Origin of the sequence: Enterobacter cloacae complex sp. 372C4, from assembly GCF_050030615.1 — a bacterium.
Classification (GTDB): Bacteria; Pseudomonadota; Gammaproteobacteria; order Enterobacterales; family Enterobacteriaceae; genus Enterobacter; species Enterobacter intestinihominis.
Window position 1 is genome coordinate 4,181,067 of the sequence record NZ_JBLGUQ010000001.1, and the last position, 19,139, is coordinate 4,200,205.

At 57.8% G+C, this 19,139-nt stretch carries 20 protein-coding genes; 16 read left to right on the top strand and 4 right to left on the bottom strand.

The genetic code is table 11. The features are described from left to right. The first annotated feature begins 1 nt into the window (after position 1). From paaH to ACQG11_RS20415, 7 genes are all read left to right on the top strand, one after another. The gene (paaH, locus tag ACQG11_RS20385; RefSeq protein WP_426728719.1) at positions 2-1,426 is read left to right on the top strand and encodes a 3-hydroxyacyl-CoA dehydrogenase PaaH; all 1,425 of its coding nucleotides are present in this window, start codon (positions 2-4) and stop codon (positions 1,424-1,426) included. Then, the gene (paaI, locus tag ACQG11_RS20390) at positions 1,416-1,838 is read left to right on the top strand and encodes a hydroxyphenylacetyl-CoA thioesterase PaaI (protein ID WP_150316755.1); all 423 of its coding nucleotides are present in this window, start codon (positions 1,416-1,418) and stop codon (positions 1,836-1,838) included. The genes paaH and paaI overlap by 11 nt, the downstream gene beginning before the upstream one ends. Beyond that, positions 1,838-3,043 (top strand): 3-oxoadipyl-CoA thiolase, encoded by a 1,206-nt coding sequence (gene pcaF / locus ACQG11_RS20395; protein ID WP_426728720.1) that lies wholly within the window; start codon positions 1,838-1,840, stop codon positions 3,041-3,043. The genes paaI and pcaF overlap by 1 nt, the downstream gene beginning before the upstream one ends. Before the next feature lie 26 nt (positions 3,044-3,069). Continuing rightward, positions 3,070-4,386, top strand: a complete 1,317-nt coding sequence (paaK, locus tag ACQG11_RS20400; RefSeq protein WP_022648028.1) for a phenylacetate--CoA ligase PaaK — start codon at positions 3,070-3,072, stop codon at positions 4,384-4,386. Positions 4,387-4,957: 571 nt separating this feature from the next. After that, positions 4,958-5,893 carry a phenylacetic acid degradation operon negative regulatory protein PaaX gene (gene paaX / locus ACQG11_RS20405; RefSeq protein ID WP_032622213.1) on the top strand — a complete coding sequence of 312 codons (936 nt, stop codon included), beginning with the start codon at positions 4,958-4,960 and terminating at the stop codon, positions 5,891-5,893. Positions 5,894-5,902: 9 nt separating this feature from the next. Beyond that, positions 5,903-6,508, top strand: coding sequence for a phenylacetic acid degradation protein PaaY (paaY, locus tag ACQG11_RS20410; protein ID WP_023300036.1), 606 nt, complete (start codon positions 5,903-5,905; stop codon positions 6,506-6,508). Between the two features lie 179 nt (positions 6,509-6,687). Continuing rightward, complete coding sequence (locus tag ACQG11_RS20415) at positions 6,688-8,685, top strand: BCCT family transporter (protein WP_045622286.1); 1,998 nt, start codon at positions 6,688-6,690, stop codon at positions 8,683-8,685. A 38-nt stretch (positions 8,686-8,723) separates the two neighbouring features. Here ACQG11_RS20415 and ACQG11_RS20420 read toward each other — a convergent pair whose 3' ends face one another. Next, complete coding sequence (locus tag ACQG11_RS20420) at positions 8,724-9,359, bottom strand: helix-turn-helix domain-containing protein (RefSeq protein WP_426728721.1); 636 nt, start codon at positions 9,357-9,359, stop codon at positions 8,724-8,726. Positions 9,360-9,562: 203 nt separating this feature from the next. On the opposite strand from ACQG11_RS20420, the gene ACQG11_RS20425 reads away from it, so the two are divergent. Continuing rightward, positions 9,563-11,539, top strand: a complete 1,977-nt coding sequence (locus ACQG11_RS20425) for an alkyl/aryl-sulfatase (protein WP_426728722.1) — start codon at positions 9,563-9,565, stop codon at positions 11,537-11,539. 53 nt (positions 11,540-11,592) lie between these two features. Here the strand turns inward: ACQG11_RS20425 and ACQG11_RS20430 are convergent, their stop codons facing one another. Together ACQG11_RS20430 and ACQG11_RS20435 are read right to left on the bottom strand one after the other, a co-directional pair. Beyond that, positions 11,593-12,345, bottom strand: coding sequence for a hypothetical protein (locus ACQG11_RS20430; protein ID WP_022648034.1), 753 nt, complete (start codon positions 12,343-12,345; stop codon positions 11,593-11,595). Between the two features lies 1 nt (position 12,346). Continuing rightward, complete coding sequence (locus ACQG11_RS20435) at positions 12,347-12,544, bottom strand: hypothetical protein (RefSeq protein ID WP_022648035.1); 198 nt, start codon at positions 12,542-12,544, stop codon at positions 12,347-12,349. A gap of 256 nt (positions 12,545-12,800) precedes the next feature. Here ACQG11_RS20435 and ACQG11_RS20440 point away from each other — a divergent pair, with 256 nt between their 5' ends. Genes ACQG11_RS20440 through ACQG11_RS20475 form a run of 8 tightly spaced genes read left to right on the top strand, consistent with a single transcriptional unit; the run spans position 12,801 to position 18,681 of the window. Continuing rightward, the gene (locus ACQG11_RS20440) at positions 12,801-13,235 is read left to right on the top strand and encodes a nuclear transport factor 2 family protein (RefSeq protein ID WP_022648036.1); all 435 of its coding nucleotides are present in this window, start codon (positions 12,801-12,803) and stop codon (positions 13,233-13,235) included. Then, complete coding sequence (locus ACQG11_RS20445; protein ID WP_395036538.1) at positions 13,232-13,951, top strand: SDR family NAD(P)-dependent oxidoreductase; 720 nt, start codon at positions 13,232-13,234, stop codon at positions 13,949-13,951. The genes ACQG11_RS20440 and ACQG11_RS20445 overlap by 4 nt, the downstream gene beginning before the upstream one ends. Beyond that, the gene (locus ACQG11_RS20450) at positions 13,948-15,207 is read left to right on the top strand and encodes an NAD(P)/FAD-dependent oxidoreductase (RefSeq protein ID WP_426728723.1); all 1,260 of its coding nucleotides are present in this window, start codon (positions 13,948-13,950) and stop codon (positions 15,205-15,207) included. Before ACQG11_RS20445 ends, ACQG11_RS20450 begins: the two co-directional genes overlap by 4 nt. Position 15,208: 1 nt before the next feature. Beyond that, on the top strand, positions 15,209-15,931 hold the full coding sequence (locus ACQG11_RS20455) for a DUF1365 domain-containing protein (RefSeq protein ID WP_426728724.1): 723 nt from the start codon (positions 15,209-15,211) through the stop codon (positions 15,929-15,931). Beyond that, positions 15,928-17,148, top strand: coding sequence for an SAM-dependent methyltransferase (locus tag ACQG11_RS20460; protein WP_063145948.1), 1,221 nt, complete (start codon positions 15,928-15,930; stop codon positions 17,146-17,148). The genes ACQG11_RS20455 and ACQG11_RS20460 overlap by 4 nt, the downstream gene beginning before the upstream one ends. Continuing rightward, complete coding sequence (locus ACQG11_RS20465; RefSeq protein WP_023300043.1) at positions 17,145-17,630, top strand: DUF2878 domain-containing protein; 486 nt, start codon at positions 17,145-17,147, stop codon at positions 17,628-17,630. Before ACQG11_RS20460 ends, ACQG11_RS20465 begins: the two co-directional genes overlap by 4 nt. After that, complete coding sequence (locus ACQG11_RS20470) at positions 17,627-18,151, top strand: hypothetical protein (protein WP_395036535.1); 525 nt, start codon at positions 17,627-17,629, stop codon at positions 18,149-18,151. The genes ACQG11_RS20465 and ACQG11_RS20470 overlap by 4 nt, the downstream gene beginning before the upstream one ends. Beyond that, positions 18,148-18,681: a DUF3833 domain-containing protein gene (locus tag ACQG11_RS20475; RefSeq protein WP_046621638.1), complete on the top strand. Its 534-nt coding sequence runs from the start codon at positions 18,148-18,150 to the stop codon at positions 18,679-18,681. Before ACQG11_RS20470 ends, ACQG11_RS20475 begins: the two co-directional genes overlap by 4 nt. On the opposite strand, the gene ACQG11_RS20480 is transcribed toward ACQG11_RS20475, so the two are convergent. Continuing rightward, positions 18,678-19,136, bottom strand: coding sequence for a DMT family transporter (locus tag ACQG11_RS20480; RefSeq protein ID WP_022648044.1), 459 nt, complete (start codon positions 19,134-19,136; stop codon positions 18,678-18,680). The genes ACQG11_RS20475 and ACQG11_RS20480 overlap by 4 nt on opposite strands. Positions 19,137-19,139: the final 3 nt, after the last annotated feature.

A 19,139-nucleotide genomic window follows, 5' to 3' on the forward strand; every position in this document is an offset into this window, starting at 1 on the left:
GATGGTGAATATCCATACGGTCGCCGTCATTGGCAGCGGCACCATGGGCGCCGGGATTGCCGAAGTGGCAGCCAGCCACGGTCATCCGGTTCTGGTGTACGACATTGACGCTGCGGCGATTTCCCGCGCCGTCGACGGCATTCGCCAGCGGCTGTCCTCTCGCGTTGCGCGCGGAAAACTCTCTGCCGACGCCGGGGAACAGATCCTCGCCCGCCTGACGCCGGTGACGAATATCAGTGCTCTGGCGAAAGCCGATCTGGTGATCGAGGCGGCCTCCGAGCGGCTTGAAGTGAAAAAGGCGCTGTTTGCCCAGCTGGCAGAGGTTTGCCCGCCGCAGACGCTACTCGCCAGCAATACCTCGTCTATTTCCGTTACCGCGATTGCGGCGGAGATAAACCACCCTGAACGCGTCGCCGGGCTGCACTTCTTCAATCCTGCCCCGGTGATGAAGCTGGTGGAGGTGGTCAGCGGGCTGGCGACCTCACCCGAAGTGGCCGATGCGCTGTGCGAGCTGGCGCTGAGCTGGGGAAAGCAGCCGGTACGCTGCCAGTCCACGCCGGGGTTTATCGTCAACCGCGTAGCGCGTCCTTTCTACTCGGAAGCCTGGCGCGCGCTGGAAGAGCAGGTGGCAGCGCCCGAGGTGATCGACGCCGCCCTGCGAGACGGCGGGGGGTTCCCGATGGGGCCGCTTGAGCTGACGGACATGATTGGTCAGGACGTCAACTTTGCCGTGACCTGCTCCGTATTTAACGCCTTCTGGCAGGAGCGTCGTTTTTTGCCGTCGCTGGTGCAGCAGGAGCTGGTGCTGGCGGGGCGTCTGGGTAAGAAAAGCGGGCAGGGCGTTTACCGCTGGCAGGAGGACAAACCCGCCGTCAGCTGGCTCGCCCCGGTCAGCCACAGCTTCAGCCCGATGCGCGCACAGCGAAGAAGTGACGGTGTCACGGAAATTGACGATCTGTTGCTGATCGAAACGCAGGGTGAAACCGCGCAGTCGCTGGCGCTGCGCCACGGCTGTCCGGTGGTGGTGGTCGACCGCATCGAGCGGGATGTGGCCGTTATAGCCGCCGCGCCCGGCAACCCGCACGCCGCCACGCAGAAAGTCATTTACTGGTTGCAGCACCAGGAGAAACGTGTGGTCCAGATTGCGGATTACCCCGGCCTGCTGATCTGGCGCACGGTGGCGATGATTGCCAACGAAGCGCTGGATGCCCTGCAAAAAGGGGTCGCCGGTGAGCAAGACATCGATACCGCCATGCGCTTAGGGGTCAACTATCCCTGCGGCCCCATCGCCTGGGGCGAGCGCCTTGGCTGGCAGCGTCTGTTAACGCTGCTGGAGAACCTGCAACGTCACTACGGCGAGGAACGTTATCGCCCCTGTTCATTGCTGCGCCAGCGTGCGCTTCTGGAGAGTAGTTATGAGTCATAACGCCTGGCATAACGCCCGCGCGATGTACGAACGGGACGCCTGCGCGCAGGCGATGGGGATGGACATTATCGACATGGGCGAGGGCTACGCGGTGGTGACCATGACCATCACCCCGCAGATGCTTAACGGGCATAAAACCTGCCACGGCGGACAGCTATTCTCGCTGGCCGATACCGCCTTTGCCTACGCCTGCAACAGTCAGGGGCTGGCGGCGGTGGCCTCAGGCTGCGCCATCGATTTTCTGCGTCCGGGCTTTGCTGGCGATAAGCTGACCGCTATCGCGCGGGTGAAGCATCAGGGCAAACTGACCGGCGTCTATGACATTGAAATTCAGAATCAACAACAGAAAACCGTCGCTCTTTTTCGCGGGAAATCCCACCGCACCGGCGGCAGTGTGACAGGAGAAGCCTGATGCGTAACGCATTTATTTGTGAGGGTGTGCGTACCCCGGTCGGTCGTTATGGTGGAGCATTATCCAGCCTGCGTGCCGATGACTTAGGGGCCGTTCCGCTGCGTGCGCTGCTGGCGCGTTACCCGCAGCTCGATCTGGAGCGCATAGATGACGTGATCTTCGGCTGCGCAAATCAGGCCGGAGAGGATAACCGCAACGTGGCGCGCATGTCGTCGCTGCTGGCCGGGCTGCCGCAGACCGTTTCCGGTACCACCATTAACCGCCTGTGCGGCTCCGGTCTGGATGCCCTTGGCTTTGCGGCGCGCGCCATTAAGGCCGGGGATGGCGATCTGCTGATCGCCGGTGGCGTCGAATCCATGTCCCGTGCGCCGTTCGTGATGGGTAAAGCCACCGCGGCGTTTCAGCGTCAGGCGGAGATCTTCGATACCACCATCGGCTGGCGATTTGTGAATCCGCTCATGCATCAGCAATACGGAACTGACAGCATGCCGGAAACGGCAGAGAATGTAGCGGAATTGTTAAATATAAGCCGTGCCGATCAGGACGCATTTGCCTTGCGCAGCCAGCAGCGCACCGCGCTGGCGCAGCAGAATGGCGTTCTGGCGCAGGAGATAATCCCGGTACAGGTAACGGGTAAAAAAGGCGCGGTAACGGAAGTGAGCGTAGACGAGCATCCGCGCGCCGAAACCACCCTTGAACAGCTTGCCGCGCTGAAAGCCCCGTTTCGCAAGAACGGTGTGGTGACGGCGGGGAACGCCTCTGGCGTCAACGACGGGGCGGCGGCGCTGATTATCGCCAGCGAGCCGATGGCGCTTGCCCAGGGGTTAACCCCGCGCACCCGCATTGTGGCCATGTCGACCGCGGGCGTCGAGCCGCGTCTGATGGGATTAGGCCCGGTTCCCGCCACCCGTAAGGTGCTGGAACGTGCCGGACTCAGTATCACCGATATGGACGTCATTGAGCTTAACGAAGCCTTCGCCGCACAGGCGCTGGGGGTGCTGCGTCAGCTGGGCTTGCCGGATGACGCGGAGCATGTCAACCCGAACGGCGGAGCGATCGCGCTAGGTCATCCGCTGGGAATGAGCGGTGCCAGACTGGCGCTGGCCGCGAGCAATGAATTGCACCGACGCGGCGGGCGCTACGCGCTGTGTACGATGTGCATCGGTGTGGGTCAGGGCATTGCCATGATCCTTGAGCGTGTTTGAGCGAACAATAATGTGAGTACCCTGCGATGATAAATACAACAAAGCTTGATCCGATCGAAACCGCGTCCATTGATGAATTGCAGGCGTTGCAGACCGCGCGCCTGAAGTGGACGCTGAACCACGCCTACAACAACGTTCCGATGTACAAACGCAAGTTTGATGCCGCGGGCGTTCACCCTGACGATTTCAACGAGCTGGCGGACCTGCAAAAATTCCCGTGCACCACCAAGCAGGATCTGCGCGACAACTACCCGTTCGATACCTTTGCGGTGCCGATGGAGCAGGTGGTGCGTATTCACGCCTCGTCGGGCACCACCGGAAAGCCGACCGTGGTGGGGTATACCCAGAATGATATCGACAACTGGGCCAATATCGTCGCCCGTTCCCTGCGCGCCGCCGGGGGCAGCGCGAAGGATAAAATTCACGTCGCCTACGGTTACGGGCTCTTCACCGGCGGGCTGGGGGCGCACTACGGTGCAGAGCGTCTGGGGGCGACGGTGATCCCGATGTCCGGCGGCCAGACGGAGAAGCAGGCGCAGCTGATCCGCGATTTCCAGCCGGATATGATCATGGTGACGCCCTCTTACTGCCTGAACCTGATCGAAGAGCTGGAGCGTCAGATGGGCGGTGATGCCAGCGCCTGTTCCCTGCGCGTCGGCGTGTTTGGCGCCGAGCCGTGGACGCAGGCGATGCGCCGCGAGATCGAGAAACGGCTGGGCATTACCGCGCTGGATATCTATGGTCTCTCCGAGGTGATGGGGCCGGGCGTGGCGATGGAGTGTCTTGAAACCGCTGACGGCCCGACCATCTGGGAAGATCACTTCTACCCGGAGATCGTCAACCCGAATGATGGCACGCCGCTGGCCGACGGCGAGCAGGGCGAACTGCTGTTCACCACGCTGACCAAAGAGGCGCTGCCGGTGATCCGCTACCGCACCCGCGACCTGACGCGCCTGCTGCCGGGTACCGCACGCACCATGCGCCGGATGGATCGTATCAGCGGGCGCAGCGACGACATGCTCATCATTCGCGGCGTTAACGTCTTCCCGTCACAGCTGGAAGAGGAGATCGTCAAGTTCGAACATCTTTCGCCGCACTATCAGCTGGAGGTGAACCGCCGCGGGCATCTTGATTCACTTTCGGTGAAGGTCGAGCTGAAACAGAGTAGCTTAACGCTGACGCATGAACAGCGTTGTCAGGTCTGCCATCAGCTGCGTCATCGGATTAAATCGATGGTGGGGATTTCAACCGATGTGATGATCGTTAACTGCGGCAGCATACCGCGATCCGAGGGTAAAGCCTGCCGGGTGTTTGATTTGCGTAAAGTAGCAGCCAACGGTTGAATTTCCCTTACTCCAGCCCTCTCCCAAAGGGCTGAGGGTTCCCCACAAATTAATGCGAGCACTGAGCAATCCCCTCGCCCCTCCGGGGAGAGGGTTAGGGTGAGGGGAACATACGGCGGTGGTGGTCATTCCGTTCACTTTATGTTCCTTGCTACTCTGTAACGACATGACCGGTGAACGTGCCAGGGTGGCTCAGTCGCCACCACCCTGGCGACCCGGGCTCCCGGCGGTAAATCGCCGCTTCGCGGTGCCCTCGGCTTATTCCTTCCGGCTTATCGGGTACGGGCGGAGGCAACGTCCCTGTAAAGCCGCCCTCTCGGCGCATCCCTGCGCCTCGCCCCGGCCTGCAGGAAACGCCTCAGCGATTTACAGCCGGACCAGGGCATCGCTGACAGCCCTCAGTCATTTAGAAAGCAACTTTATTGCTTCTGCATAAAAAAATTACTGGGGATCCCTCAGCCCAAAGGGAGAGGGTATATTAAGTTCCCTCTCCCTTTGGGAGAGGGTTAGGGTGAGGGGGAAACCCCAGATTCGTATGCTATGATTCATCCAGGAAAAAAATAACAACAGAATGAATCACATGAATAAACTTGATGCCTTTATCCAGCACGCAGTCAGCTCTGTTCCCGTCAGCGGAACGTCGCTTATCTCCTCGCTGTATGGCGACGCGCTTTCCCATCGCGGCGGAGAGATCTGGCTCGGCAGTCTGGCGGCCCTGCTGGAAGGGATGGGATTCGGGGAGCGCTTTGTGCGCACCGCGCTGTTTCGCCTCAACAAAGAGGGCTGGCTGGACGTGTCCCGCATTGGCCGCCGCAGCTTTTACCGTCTCAGCGACAAGGGGCTGCGTTTGACCCGACGCGCGGAAAATAAAATCTACCGTGCGGAACTGCCGGCGTGGGATGGCAAATGGCTGCTGCTGCTCTCCGAAGGGCTGGATAAAACCACGCTCGCGGACGTGAAAAAACAGCTCATCTGGCAAGGGTTCGGCACGCTGGCGCCGAGCCTGATGGCCTCGCCGTCGCAGAACCTCGCGGACGTGCAGTCGCTGTTGCATGACGCGGGCGTGGCGGAAAACGTCATTTTCTTTGAAGCTCATTCGCCGCTGGCTTTGTCACGCGCGGCGTTACGATCCCGCGTGGAAGAGTGCTGGCAGTTGACCGAACAAAACGCGATGTACGAAACGTTTATCAACTCGTTCCGTCCGCTGCTGCCGCTGCTGAAAGAGGCGTCGCCCGAGGATTTAACCCCGGAACGCTGCTTCCAGATCCAGCTGTTACTCATTCATTTTTATCGTCGCGTGGTGCTGAAAGATCCGCTGTTGCCGGAGGAGTTACTCCCGGCGCACTGGGCGGGACAGAGCGCGCGACAGCTGTGCATTAACATCTACCAGCGCGTGGCAGCGGGAGCCCTGGCGTTTGTCAGTGAGAAGGGGGAAACCTCCGTCGGCGAGCTGCCCGCGCCCGGCACGCTTTATCACCAGCGTTTTGGTGGTCTGAATATCACATAAGGAGAGGGTATGCCTGTTTATCAAATTGATGGTCTGACGCCGGTCGTGCCTGAAGAGAGCTATGTTCACCCGACCGCGGTGCTGATTGGCGACGTGATCCTCGGCAAAGGTGTTTACGTAGGCCCCAACGCCAGCCTGCGCGGTGATTTTGGCCGGATCGTGGTGAAAGACGGCGCGAACATTCAGGATAACTGTGTGATGCACGGTTTTCCGGAGCAGGACACGGTGGTGGAAGAGGACGGGCATATCGGCCACAGCGCGATCCTGCATGGCTGCATTATCCGTCGTAATGCGCTGGTGGGGATGAATGCGGTGGTGATGGACGGAGCGACGATCGGCGAAAACAGCATCGTCGGGGCGGCGGCGTTTGTGAAGGCCAAAGCGGAAATGCCTGCGAATCACTTAATTCTTGGCAGTCCGGCGAAAGCGATTCGTGAGCTAAGCGCGCAGGAAATAGAGTGGAAAAAGCAGGGCACGCGGGAGTATCAGGTGCTGGTGGATCGCTGTAAGCAGACGCTGCATCAGGTAGAGCCGCTGCGGGAAGAAGAGCCCGGCCGCAAACGGCTGGTATTCGATGAGAACTTACGGCCCAAGTCGGCTGGCCGGGATAATTAACCATTTCTTGCCTGCGAAATAATGCAATGGCATAGGGATGCGTTAACGCGCAACAAATACCCTTTGGGGATAGTGTATAATTGAACGTTTCAGACCTGCATTCATAAAGGGATTTTGTTACCCTGACGCAGATCACGCCTCTCATTCAGAGCGGTCAATGCGTTTATGGAAGACACTATATGAGTGAAAACGACACTATCCCAAAGCAGTCCAAAAGCCAGATTAACAAAGCGGTATTTTACACATCTGCTTTGTTAATTTTCCTTCTTGTCGCCTTTGCCGCGATTTTCCCTGACGTTGCCGATAAAAACTTTAAGCTACTGCAACAGCAAATATTCACCAACGCCAGCTGGTTTTACATTCTTGCCGTCGCGCTGATTTTAATGAGCGTGACGTTCCTCGGCTTGTCCCGCTACGGCGATATTAAACTCGGGCCCGACCACTCCCAGCCTGACTTCAGCTACCACTCGTGGTTCGCCATGCTGTTCTCGGCGGGGATGGGGATCGGCCTGATGTTCTTCGGCGTGGCGGAGCCGGTCATGCACTACCTTTCCCCGCCGGTGGGGACACCTGAAACGGTCGCTGCGGCCAAAGAGGCCATGCGGCTGACATTCTTCCACTGGGGGCTGCACGCCTGGGCTATCTACGCCATCGTTGCGTTGATTCTGGCGTTCTTCAGCTACCGCCACGGCCTGCCTTTGACGCTTCGTTCGGCGCTTTATCCGATTATCGGGGACCGTATTTACGGCCCGCTAGGTCATGCGGTGGATATCTTCGCGGTAATCGGCACCGTATTTGGCGTGGCGACCTCGTTAGGTTACGGCGTTTTACAGGTCAATGCCGGGCTGAACCACCTTTTTGGCGTGCCCATCAACGATACCGTGCAGGTGATCCTTATCGTCCTGATTACCGGGCTGGCGACCATTTCTGTGGTGTCCGGTCTGGACAAAGGCATTCGCATTTTATCAGAGCTCAATCTGGGGCTGGCGGTACTGCTGCTGGTGCTGGTGTTGTGCCTGGGGCCAACCGTACTCCTGCTGAAATCCTTTGTGGAAAATACCGGCGGATACCTGTCCGAGCTGGTGAGCAAGACGTTTAACCTGTACGCTTATGAACCGAAATCCAGCAACTGGCTGGGAGGCTGGACGCTGCTGTACTGGGGCTGGTGGCTGTCCTGGTCGCCGTTTGTCGGGATGTTCATTGCCCGTGTGTCCCGCGGCAGAACCATCCGCGAGTTCGTGACCGGCGTGCTGTTTGTCCCGGCGGGCTTTACCCTGATGTGGATGACGGTGTTCGGCAATAGCGCCATTTACCTCATCATGAACAAGGGAGCGTCCGATCTGGCGAATACCGTCCAGCAGGACGTGGCGCTGGCGCTGTTTAATTTCCTTGAGCATTTCCCGTTCTCTTCCGTGCTGTCGTTTATTGCCATGGCGATGGTCATCGTCTTCTTTGTGACCTCCGCTGACTCCGGGGCGATGGTGGTGGATACCCTCGCGTCCGGCGGCGAGGCCAATACCCCCGTCTGGCAGCGCATCTTCTGGGCCGCGCTGATGGGCGTAGTCGCTATCGCGCTGCTGCTCGCGGGCGGACTGAGTGCGCTGCAAACCGTGACCATCGCCAGCGCGCTACCGTTCTCGATGATCCTGCTGGTGTCGATCTATGGCCTGCTGAAGGCGCTCCGACGCGATTTGACCAAACGCGAGAGCCTGAGTATGGCCACGATCGCACCGACAGCGGCCCGTAACCCCATTCCGTGGCAGCGCAGACTGCGTAACATCGCCTACTTACCTAAACGCTCCCTGGTGAAACGCTTTATGGAAGAGGTGATCAAACCGGCCATGGTGCTGGTGCAGGATGAACTGAATAAGCAGGGAACGCAGAGCCATATCAGCGACGCGTCGGACGATCGTATTCGCCTTGAGGTGGATTTAGGCAATGAGCTGAATTTCATTTATGAAGTCAGGCTGCGTGGCTATAACTCGCCGACCTTCGCGCTAGCGGCCATGGAGAATGATGAGAATCAGGCAGAACAGCACCGATACTATCGGGCAGAAATCTACCTCAAGGAAGGTGGGCAAAATTACGATGTGATGGGCTGGAACCAGGAGCAGTTAATTAACGATATTCTGGACCAGTATGAAAAACATCTGCACTTCCTGCACCTGGTGCGTTAATCAGCCAGCCCCTGAAGCATTCGCTTCAGGGGCGTAATTTAATACGCCTCCGGCAGCGGACGGTCTATCGACACCAGCTTTCCGCGCTTCATGGTGATATAGCCCCCGGCTTTAAGATCCGCCAGCACGCGAAAGACATGCGTTCGCGACAGGTTAGTGCGCTTGATGATAAACAGCGCCAGACCCTCATTCTCTTCCGTGTGGGTTTCCTGCCGATAAAGATAGCGATAGAGCATAGGTTTAATGGTCTGGTAGCTGGTGACCTGCCTGCGTTCGTTATGCAGGTCGATGGTGAATATCGACATGTAGGTCAGTATGGTGGCCAGCGCCTGCATGCGCTCAGGCCCACCCTGGAAAAATATCTGGTCGAAGTCGGCCCAGGATATTCTCACCAGTTTCACCCTGGCACTGCTGCGATATTCATACTTCGCCAGTGGACAATACCTTTCCATTAACCCGATCGGCATATACTCAATAGTATTGCCAATATTCAGCCCATCATCAGGCATTAATATCGTCAGCGACCCTTCAGTACAGAAATAAATATAGCCAGGTTCAACGGTGAGTTTTTTATTTGCGGCAACGGTTAAGACCTCGCCTTCACAAAGCATTTGTGGAAAAAATTGCCCAATATTGAGTTGCTGATAATAGGTATGGATATCCTGGAAATTCACGCTAAGCCTCTCCCCGCAACGTCTGCTATGGTAGCGAGTATAGCAGCAATAGCCCACGGATTACGAATCGATAAATAACCAGTCCCATATGGGACTATGAAGGGAAGGTATTCTGGTTAGAATGGTCCTCAATGAGTTCGCATTAAAATTATCCGCCACAATTAAATATCGCTGGCGGCGCAATTAATCTATGAGGCCATTTAATGAAATTAACGATAATCGCTAAACATCTGGCGCTGGCCGGTGTGTTGACGTCGCTGTCGCTTTCCGCGTTTGCGGAAGTACAGCCGCAGGATGCCACTCCTACAACCCAGCAGGCTAATAACGCCCTGTATAACAAATTACCGTTTGCCGATAAAACCGACTTTGAAAATGCCCATAAAGGCTTTATCGCCCCGCTGCCGCAAAACATGATCAAAGGCGAGCAGGGGAACGTTATCTGGAACCCGGCGAAATATGATTTCGTCAAAGAGGGTGAAAAAGCCCCGGATACGGTAAACCCGAGCCTGTGGCGTCAGTCACAGTTGATCAACATTGGCGGGCTGTTTAAGGTCACCGACGGCGTGTATCAGATCCGTAATCTCGATCTCTCCAACATGACCATCATTGAGGGCGAGAAGGGCATTACCGTTATCGACCCGCTGTTAAGCGCTGAACCGGCGAAAGAAGCGCTGGATCTCTACTATGCAAACCGCGGCAAGAAACCGGTCGTCGCTGTGGTGATCACCCACAGCCACGTTGACCACTATGGCGGCCTGCGCGGCGTGGTTGACGAAGCTGACGTCAAGTCTGGCAAAGTGAAAATCTACGCGCCGGATGGCTTTATGAAAGAGGCGGTTTCCGAAAACATTATGGCCGGAAACGCGATGAGCCGCCGTGCGAGCTATATGTACGGCAACCTGCTGAAGCCGGATGCAAAAGGCCAGGTGGGTGCAGGCCTTGGCACCACCACCTCTGCGGGTACTGTCACCCTCATCCCGCCGACCGACTACATTACCCATACCGGTCAGGAAGAAGTGATCGACGGTTTGACCTACGACTTTATGATGGCGCCGGGTTCAGAAGCTCCGTCGGAGATGCTGTGGTACGTCAAAGAGAAGAAAATGATCGAGGCCGCAGAGGACGTGACCCATACTCTGCACAACACCTACTCCCTGCGCGGCGCGAAAATCCGCGACCCGCTGGCCTGGTCTAAGTACATTAACGCCGCCATTGAGCGCTGGGGCGCGGACGCGGAAGTGATTATTGCGCAGCACCACTGGCCGACCTGGGGTAACGAGAATATCGTCAAGCTGATGAAAGGCCAGCGCGATATGTACCGCTACATCAACGACCAGACCCTGCGTATGGCCAACAAAGGCCTGACTCGCGATGAGATCGCCGCAGAATTTAAGCTGCCGGAATCGCTCGAGAAACAGTGGGCAAGCCGCGGTTACTACGGCTCCGTTAGCCACGACGTCAAAGCCACTTACGTGTTTTATCTCGGCTGGTTCGACGGCAACCCGGCAACCCTCGACGAGCTGCCGCCTGAACAGGCTGCGAAGAAGTTCGTGCAGTACATGGGCGGCGCTGATGCCATCATGCAGAAAGCCAAAGCGGATTATCAGCAGGGTAATTACCGTTGGGTTGCTCAGGTGGTCAGCAAAGTGGTCTTTGCCGATCCTAACAACCAGGCTGCCCGGAATCTGGAAGCCGACGCGCTTGAGCAGTTAGGTTACCAGGCGGAAGCGGGCACCTGGCGTAACTTCTACCTGACCGGCGCGCAAGAACTGCGTAATGGTGTGAAGAAGCTGCCGACGCCGAACACCGCCAGCCCGGTTACCGTGCGGGCGATGACCCCGGAAATGTTCTTCGACTACCTGGGTGTGCACATCAACGGGGTGCGTGCCGGTAACGCGAAGGCGGTCTTCAATGTCGATCTCGGTAAGGATGGCGGCAAATACAAGCTGGAGCTGGAAAACGGCGTGCTGAACCATACCGCCAACGCGCAGGCGAAGGATGCCGACGCAACTATCGCGCTTGATCGCACCACGCTGAACAACATCATCCTTAAGAAAGAGACGCTGAAGCAGGCGATGGATAAAGGTTACGTGAAGGTGAGTGGAAACGGGGCGAAGCTGGAAGAGATGCTGAGCTACATGGACAAATTTGACTTCTGGTTCAATATCGTAACGCCATAAGTTCAGGTTTCATCCACATAATCCTGGCGCCTTAGAAATAAGGCGCCATTTTTTTATTCACGCATCGCCAGCGCGCTGGCACTTGCCGGATCGAACAGCGAAATACTCTCGATCTGATCAAGCATGATCACCTTACGGAAATCCATAGCGCTTTTTGGCTCTGAGTCGAGCGTAACCTCATGCTCGGCGTACCATTTGCTGTAGTTGTGCTCAATACACAGCTGCATGTTCTCCCCGTCGCGGTAGCCGCTCAGCATCGGGATAAGCACGATATTGGCGGTTTTTTCATACTCCAGCGTGGCGGTATGGATCATGCCAATATAAATCCGCCGCGACTTCAGCGTGACGTGCGCAAGTTCACCTTCCTCCATGCACTGATAGAGCAGTTGTTCAATCCCGCTCGATTGTGCCAGCCGCTTGTAGAGCTTTTTCCGGCCTTCGCCGTCCAGCCGCGCGCTGCCGGCCCAGTTAGAACGATAGAGACAAAACAGGATCGCAAAGGCCAGCATCACCACGACCGGAGCCTGAATCCCTAAAAAGCTCCAGTTCATAAAATCAATTTGCCAGTCGGCGTATTTTGCGGACGTGAAATGGAACGTGTTGTCGGCGGCGGAGAGGGCGAACAACAGCAGCCAGAGCAGGCCGGTGGCGATCACGCCCTGTAAAACGAAAATGCAGCCATACAGCGCCACAAGGAAATAGACATCCCAGCCGAATGAACGCTTAATTTTGAACCGGGTTGAGAGATCGCGGCTGGTGTACCAGTAGCCGCATACCATCAATACCATGAATATTGCCGTTCCCATTTCAGGCCCTCTTCAGCGCGTTGACATGGCGCAGAAAGTCCTGCCGAACCTCGTTACTTTTGTAGTTAACCGAGGCGTTTCCATCCTGATCGATGATGATGCGGTCGCCATCCTCTACGGCTTCGATAATTTCCTGGTGACTCATAACCTGCAACAAGGATTCCGGGCTGGAAAAGAGCGCCATCAGTAAATTTTTCATCGCGTGACATCCTTATGAATTAAAAGGATAAGTCTGGAAGATAAATGGCACCTTTGCCTTAAGGTTATCCCTAAAAATAACGGCACGGCGGTGAGAATCTGCTTTTGACTCAAATTGGCACCTCAGGGAAGTTTTTAAAATACTGAATTAAAAGAGGTATAAAAAATATATCTGCACAAACTTGGACAAATAACGCTAATTGTGTAAGTTTTAATTATGCGATTTCGCTACGTTGTTTACAGCCAGGATGTGACCCATGAGCACGTTGCCGTCCGTCATCAGTCGATTCGTTGATTATTACGCCACGCTGGATACCCAGCCACCTTCGGCGCTGGCAAAGATTTATCGCGCCGATGCCACGCTTATCGATCCCTTTGGCGAACACAGCGGGTTGTTCGCGATTCAGCGCTATTTCACTCACCTGCTGGCTAACGTCCAGCGGTGCCGCTTTACCGTCGATGCACCCTTGCAGCAGGGCGATCGCTTTGTTGTTACCTGGATGATGCACTGGTCGCACCCGCGTATTGCCCGGGGGGCAATGCGCCAGCTGCCGGGCTGCTCTGTGGTAGACATGCGCGACGATCGCATTGTTCGCCAGCGGGATTACTACGATGCCGGAGAGATGATTTACGAACATCTTCCGGTGCTCGGCTGGGCCGTACGCGGCGTGAAGCGGAGAGTGAAATCATGAAAACGGTTCTGATCACCGGCGCAAGCTCGGGCATAGGGGCCGGGCTGGCGAAATCTTTTGCCGACGATGGCTACCGGGTGATTGCCTGCGGGCGCGATGCGCAACGTCTGGCAGCCGTGCATCAGCACAGCCCCAACATTACGGTGCGCCTGTTCGATATGACAGACAGGGACGCCTGTCGCCAGGCGCTGGCGGACTGTGCTGCCGACACGGTGATTCTTTGCGCCGGAACCTGCGAGTATCTCGATCGCGGCGAGGTGGATGCCGCGTTGGTGGCGCGCGTCATGACCACCAATTTCATGGGGCCGGTAAACTGCCTTGCGGCGTTGCGGCCGCAGCTGATATCCGGCAACCGCGTGGTGCTGGTCAGTTCGATGGCGCACTGGCTTCACTTCCCGCGAGCCGAAGCCTATGGCGCCTCTAAAGCGGCGTTAACCTGGTTTGCTGAGACGCTGCGCCTCGACTGGGAGCCGAAAGGGATCGCCGTCACGGTCGTTTCACCTGGTTTTGTCGACACGCCGCTGACCCGAAAAAATGATTTCCCGATGCCGGGCCGGGTCAGCGTGGAGGACGCCGTCCATGCCATTCGTCGCGGTCTGGCAAAAGGGAAGGATCATATCGCGTTTCCCGCCGGGTTTAGCCTGGCGCTGCGCCTGCTCTCCGGTCTGCCCGATAAACTTCAGCGCGCACTGCTGCGCAGGATGGTGCGACCATGAAGATCGCGATTATCGGCAGCGGTATCGCCGGGTTAACCTGTGCCTGGCGGCTCGCCGGACATCATCAGGTCACGCTGTTTGAAGCGCAGGCCACGCCGGGCGGTCATACCGCAACGGTGGATGTCGACACGCCGCAGGGCAACTTTGCCATCGACACCGGTTTTATTGTCTACAACGACCGCACCTATCCGCGCTTCATGGGGCTGCTGAGCGAACTGGGCATCAGCGGGCAAAAAACGCAGATGAGTTTTTCGGTGCATAACCCGCAGAGCGGGCTGGAGTACAACGGCCACACGCTGACGTCGCTGTTCGCCCAGCGTCGTAATCTGTTAAACCCTGCGTTCTGGACGCTGCTGAAGGAGATCGTGCGCTTTAACCGGCTGGCGAAACAGACGCTCCGGGGTGACGTCAGCGAGTCCGCCACGCTGGAGACGTTCCTGCACCAGCACCGCTTCACGCCTTTTTTTGCGCGTCACTACATTCTGCCAATGGGGGCGGCTATCTGGTCATCCTCGCTACATGAGATGAAACGCTTCCCGCTGCCGCTCTTTTTACGCTTTTTTGAAAACCACGGTCTGCTGGACATTACCCATCGTCCGCAGTGGTACGTGGTGCCGGGTGGCTCCCGGGAGTACATTCGCGCGATGCTGGACAAGCTTGGCAATCGCCTGACGCTGCACCTCAATGCGCCGGTGCAGCAGATTATTCGCCACGATCGCGGGGTTGATATAACGCGTGAGGACGTAACAGACAACTTTGATCAGGTGATCTTCGCCTGCCACTCCGCTCAGGCGCTGGCGATGCTCGCCAGCCCAACGCAGGCTGAACGTGAGGTGCTGGGTGATATCGGCTGGCAGCGTAACGAGGTGGTGCTTCACAGCGATCCGCGCTGGCTGCCGGTGCGCAAGCGCGCGTGGGCGAGCTGGAACTACCGCCTCAGCGAGCAGGATCGGGCCAGCGCCTGCGTCACCTATAACATGAATATTTTGCAGGGACTGCCGCCGGGTAGCCCGCTGTTTTGCGTCACCCTCAACCCGGAAACGCCGGTGGAAGAACGCTATGTGCTGCGCCGCTTTGTCTATGAGCATCCGCTTTTTAACCCGCAAAGCTGGCAAGCCCAGGCCCGACGCGGAGAAATAAACGGTCGCCAGCGGAGCTGGTTCTGCGGCGCGTACTGGTACAACGGCTTCCACGAAGATGGGGTACGCAGTGCGCTGGATGTGGTAAACGCTATCGCGGCCGGGGAGGGCAACTGAGATGAACAGCTGCCTTTACCACGGCACATTGCGCCATCGCCGTCTTTCGCCAAAAGCGCACCACTTTACCTACAGCGTCTTTATGGCCTGGCTCGATCTCGATGAGCTGGACGCGCTGCCCTCCGTCGGTGTGCGCCGTAACCGCGTTGCGCCCGCGGCATTTTATGATGCGGACTACCCGCTGGGCACGCCGCTCAAGGAGTGCATCCTTGAGCGTCTGGAAAATCTGACCGGCGAACGCCCGGCGGGGCGGGTCATGCTTCTAACCCAACTGCGTTATTTCGGCTTTCATTTTAACCCGGTCAATTTTTACTACTGCTATGACAGGGAAGACACCCTGCGCTGGGTTCTCGCCGAAGTCCGCAACACGCCGTGGAATGAACGACACTACTACGCGGTAGCGGGGCGGGACGCCCCGCCGACGGAAAAAGCGTTTCACGTCTCGCCCTTTAATCCGATGGACATGGTCTACCACTGGCGCTTCAACAGTCCGTCCAGCACGCTGCGCATGCATATCGAAAACCATCAGGAGACGAAGGTGTTTGATGCCACTCTGACGCTGCGCCGGGAGCCGCTGACGCGCGCAGCGCTGCGGTCGCTGCTGGCGCGGATCCCGTTGATGACCCTCAAAACCGTTCTCGCTATTTACTGGCAGGCGCTCAGGCTGTGGCTGAAGCGCGTGCCGCTGCATAACCATCCCCTAAGCAGGAGTGAACGCTCATGACCGATCCCGTCTTTGCGCTTGAACCCGATATCCCGCGCAACGTCCGCGTCGCGCGATGGCTGCTTTTTCGCCTGCTGAACGGGCTGCGCGGCGGCTCGCTGACGCTGCGTGAAGGCGCGCAGACATTCCAGTTCGGCGACGCCTCCACCGCGCTTCACGCTGAGGTGCAGGTACTCGCGCCGGGCGTCTACTGGCGCATTTTAACCGGGGGCAGCCTCGCCGCGGCACAAGCGTGGATAGATGGCGACTGGGAGACGGCCCACCTGACGCCGCTGCTGGAGCTGATAGCGCGCAATAGCCAGATCCTCGGGCAACTGGAAAAAGGGTTTCGCCTGCTCGGGAAACCGGTAGAGCGGCTACGGCACTGGATGCGGCGCAACTCCCGCGCGCAGGCACGGGAAAATATTGCCGCCCATTACGATTTGGGCAACGCCTTTTACGCCCATTTCCTTGATGAACAACTCCTTTACTCCAGCGCGCTGTTTACCGGGGAAGAGCAGGATCTCGCGGCGGCTCAGCAGGCAAAAATGGCCAGGCTGTGCGACCAACTGGCGCTCACCGCAAACGATCATCTGCTGGAGATTGGTACCGGCTGGGGGGCGATGGCGGAATATGCCGCCCGTCATTATGGCTGCCGGGTAACAACTACCACGCTATCGCAGGAGCAGTACCAGTGGGCCACCGCGCGGATCGCGCGGGCAGGTTTACAGGATCGCGTTGAGGTGCTGCTCTGCGACTACCGCGATCTGACCGGAGTGTACGATAAGCTGGTGTCGGTTGAGATGATTGAAGCCGTCGGCCAACGCTACCTGCCAACGTTTTTCCGCACCTGCCAGGCGCGTCTGCGTCCGGGCGGGCGGATGGCGATTCAGGCCATCACCATTCAGGATCAGCGCTATCGCGACTACAGCAAAAGCGTCGATTTTATTCAGCGCTACATCTTCCCCGGCGGCTTTTTGCCCAGCATCACCGCCATGAATGAACTGATGACCCGCCATACCGATTTTGTCGTGCGTAACCTCTTCGATATGGGGCCGGACTACGCCCGCACGCTGGCGCACTGGCGTCAGCGCTTCGTTCACGCCTGGCAGGAGATTGAAAAGCTCGGATTTGATGACCGTTTCCGCCGGATGTGGCTGTACTACCTCGGCTACTGTGAAGCCGGGTTTAACGCCCGCACCATCAGCGTGGTGCAACTGACTGCGGAACGCGTATGAAGCGCTACGGGCAGGTCTTTCTGTTGGCCATCGGGTTTGATCTCTACTGGACGCTGGTGGTGCTGTTTCGCGAGCAGGGGCTGGTCATCTGGATCGCGCTGGCGCTGATTGCCTGGCTGTTGTTACCGCCATCACACCGGGTATACGCTCTTGTGCTGGCGGCGTCGGGCGCGATGCTGGACGCCCTTTGGGCGCTGACGGGGTTGATTTCATTCACTGGCACGTCTCTGATGCCGCTATGGATGGTGGCGCTGTGGCTGATGTTTGCCACCGTCTGGACGCAACTGACCCGCACGACCACCTTGCCGGGCTGGCTGCTGACGGCGCTGGCGACCTTGGGCGGGCCGCTGGCCTACCTGTTTGGCGAGCGTCTGGGGGCCATCACGTTCCTGGAGCCGACTTTTATCGTCGTCAGCTGGATGATCCCGGGCTGGTTGGTGCTGATGCTGTTTTTCCACCTGCTGATGGGGAGACAACAATGAAAAATCTGTTACTGGTGCTCGCCTTGTCCATCTTCACCTGTACCGTGCAGGCGGCAGACTGGCTGAGCTGGCGCAAGGTAGGCGATGCCACCCTCACCTGGGGGCCGTTTACCGTTTATACCTCTCAGCTGCTGACGCCCGACGGCAGCTATACAGGAACAGACAGCGATAACGCGCTGATTATCACCTATGCCCGGTATATCGATGGCGACGACCTGGTCGAGGCGACCCGCGACCAGTGGCAGGCGCAGGGCATTTTGCAGCAGGCGCCGCAGAGTGAAGCCTGGCTGCGGATGCTAAAAGCGCTCTGGCCCGACGTCACGCCCGGCACGCAGCTCGCGTTTGTGGTTAATAACGGTCAGGGGCAATTCTGGTATCGCCCCACGGCTTTGCAGAAAAAATTTACGCCCCTCGGGCCGCGCCAGTCGGCAGCGTTTAGCTCGCGCTTTCTGGCGATCTGGCTCGATCCCCGCACCGAGTATCCTGAACTGCGTCAGCAGTTAATCGGAGGACCACAATGAAACGATTCCTGTTAATGGCGCTTACACTGACAATGCTGGTGGCCGGGTGCAGCACAGAAGTGACCGAGTATCGTCAGCAGCAGCCAAGGCTTGATATTTTCCACTACTTCCAGGGCAAAACCGAGGCGTGGGGGATGGTGCAGGACCGCAGCGGTAAGCAGATCCGCCGTTTTCACGTCGAGATCGCCGGAGATGTTATCGGCGATACGCTGACGCTGAACGAGCATTTTGTCTATGACGATGGCGAAAAGCAGCAGCGCGTCTGGCATATCCGCCGCATTGGCCACGATCGTTACGAAGGCACGGCGGGTGACATAGAAGGTGTCGCGACAGGTCAGGTTTCGGGCAACGCCCTTAACTGGCGCTACAGCATGAACGTGAAGGCGGATGGCAAAACCTGGCTGCTGCACTTTGATGACTGGATGTATTTGCAGGACAGCACCCGTCTGTTCAATAAAACCGAGATGAAGAAATTTGGCGTCACCGTCGCCACGGTGACGCTGTTCTTTACCCGCAAAGAGGGCGGTTAATCCTCTTCGGGCTGAGGTTTACTGCTTGAGTAGATGAAGAAGAGCGCGATACTCAGGCAGACCACGGCCCCGAAACGGCTCGCTGAAAACGGAATGGCTTCATTGTTCAGCCAGCCAAAGTTATCAATCAGCATGCTCATGGCCAGCTGACCCAGGATCACCGCTACCGTGGCAACGGCGGTGCCGATACGCTGCACCGCGAGCACCATAATCACTATATAGGGCACGCCGCACAGGGCGCCCAGAAGCTGCCACTTGGGCACATCCATCAGGCTGACCGCCTGTTTCGGCTCAAAAAAGAAAATGAGCAGGGCGGTTACCAGCGCGCCGACGGAAAAGGTCAGAAACGCGCTTTTGAATACCCCCACGCTGCTGCCTAATTGCCCGTTAATGGCAGCCTGAATGCTCAGCGTCGCGCCGCCAATCACCGCCAGAATAATCATAATCACTGTCATAAC

Bases quoted from the DNA above. Each gene is read 5' to 3' on its own strand.
- ACQG11_RS20455 (WP_426728724.1), top strand. From the start codon at position 15,209: ATGAACAGCTGCCTTTACCACGGCACATTGCGCCATCGCCGTCTTTCG.
- paaX (WP_032622213.1), top strand. From the start codon at position 4,958: ATGAATCACATGAATAAACTTGATGCCTTTATCCAGCACGCAGTCAGC.
- paaK (WP_022648028.1), top strand. From the start codon at position 3,070: ATGATAAATACAACAAAGCTTGATCCGATCGAAACCGCGTCCATTGAT.
- paaH (WP_426728719.1), top strand. From the start codon at position 2: ATGGTGAATATCCATACGGTCGCCGTCATTGGCAGCGGCACCATGGGC.
- ACQG11_RS20440 (WP_022648036.1), top strand. From the start codon at position 12,801: ATGAGCACGTTGCCGTCCGTCATCAGTCGATTCGTTGATTATTACGCC.
- ACQG11_RS20425 (WP_426728722.1), top strand. From the start codon at position 9,563: ATGAAATTAACGATAATCGCTAAACATCTGGCGCTGGCCGGTGTGTTG.
- ACQG11_RS20435 (WP_022648035.1), bottom strand. From the start codon at position 12,544: ATGAAAAATTTACTGATGGCGCTCTTTTCCAGCCCGGAATCCTTGTTG.
- ACQG11_RS20480 (WP_022648044.1), bottom strand. From the start codon at position 19,136: ATGACAGTGATTATGATTATTCTGGCGGTGATTGGCGGCGCGACGCTG.
- ACQG11_RS20465 (WP_023300043.1), top strand. From the start codon at position 17,145: ATGAAGCGCTACGGGCAGGTCTTTCTGTTGGCCATCGGGTTTGATCTC.
- ACQG11_RS20430 (WP_022648034.1), bottom strand. From the start codon at position 12,345: ATGGGAACGGCAATATTCATGGTATTGATGGTATGCGGCTACTGGTAC.
- ACQG11_RS20470 (WP_395036535.1), top strand. From the start codon at position 17,627: ATGAAAAATCTGTTACTGGTGCTCGCCTTGTCCATCTTCACCTGTACC.
- paaI (WP_150316755.1), top strand. From the start codon at position 1,416: ATGAGTCATAACGCCTGGCATAACGCCCGCGCGATGTACGAACGGGAC.
- ACQG11_RS20475 (WP_046621638.1), top strand. From the start codon at position 18,148: ATGAAACGATTCCTGTTAATGGCGCTTACACTGACAATGCTGGTGGCC.
- ACQG11_RS20445 (WP_395036538.1), top strand. From the start codon at position 13,232: ATGAAAACGGTTCTGATCACCGGCGCAAGCTCGGGCATAGGGGCCGGG.
- paaY (WP_023300036.1), top strand. From the start codon at position 5,903: ATGCCTGTTTATCAAATTGATGGTCTGACGCCGGTCGTGCCTGAAGAG.
- ACQG11_RS20450 (WP_426728723.1), top strand. From the start codon at position 13,948: ATGAAGATCGCGATTATCGGCAGCGGTATCGCCGGGTTAACCTGTGCC.
- ACQG11_RS20415 (WP_045622286.1), top strand. From the start codon at position 6,688: ATGAGTGAAAACGACACTATCCCAAAGCAGTCCAAAAGCCAGATTAAC.
- pcaF (WP_426728720.1), top strand. From the start codon at position 1,838: ATGCGTAACGCATTTATTTGTGAGGGTGTGCGTACCCCGGTCGGTCGT.
- ACQG11_RS20460 (WP_063145948.1), top strand. From the start codon at position 15,928: ATGACCGATCCCGTCTTTGCGCTTGAACCCGATATCCCGCGCAACGTC.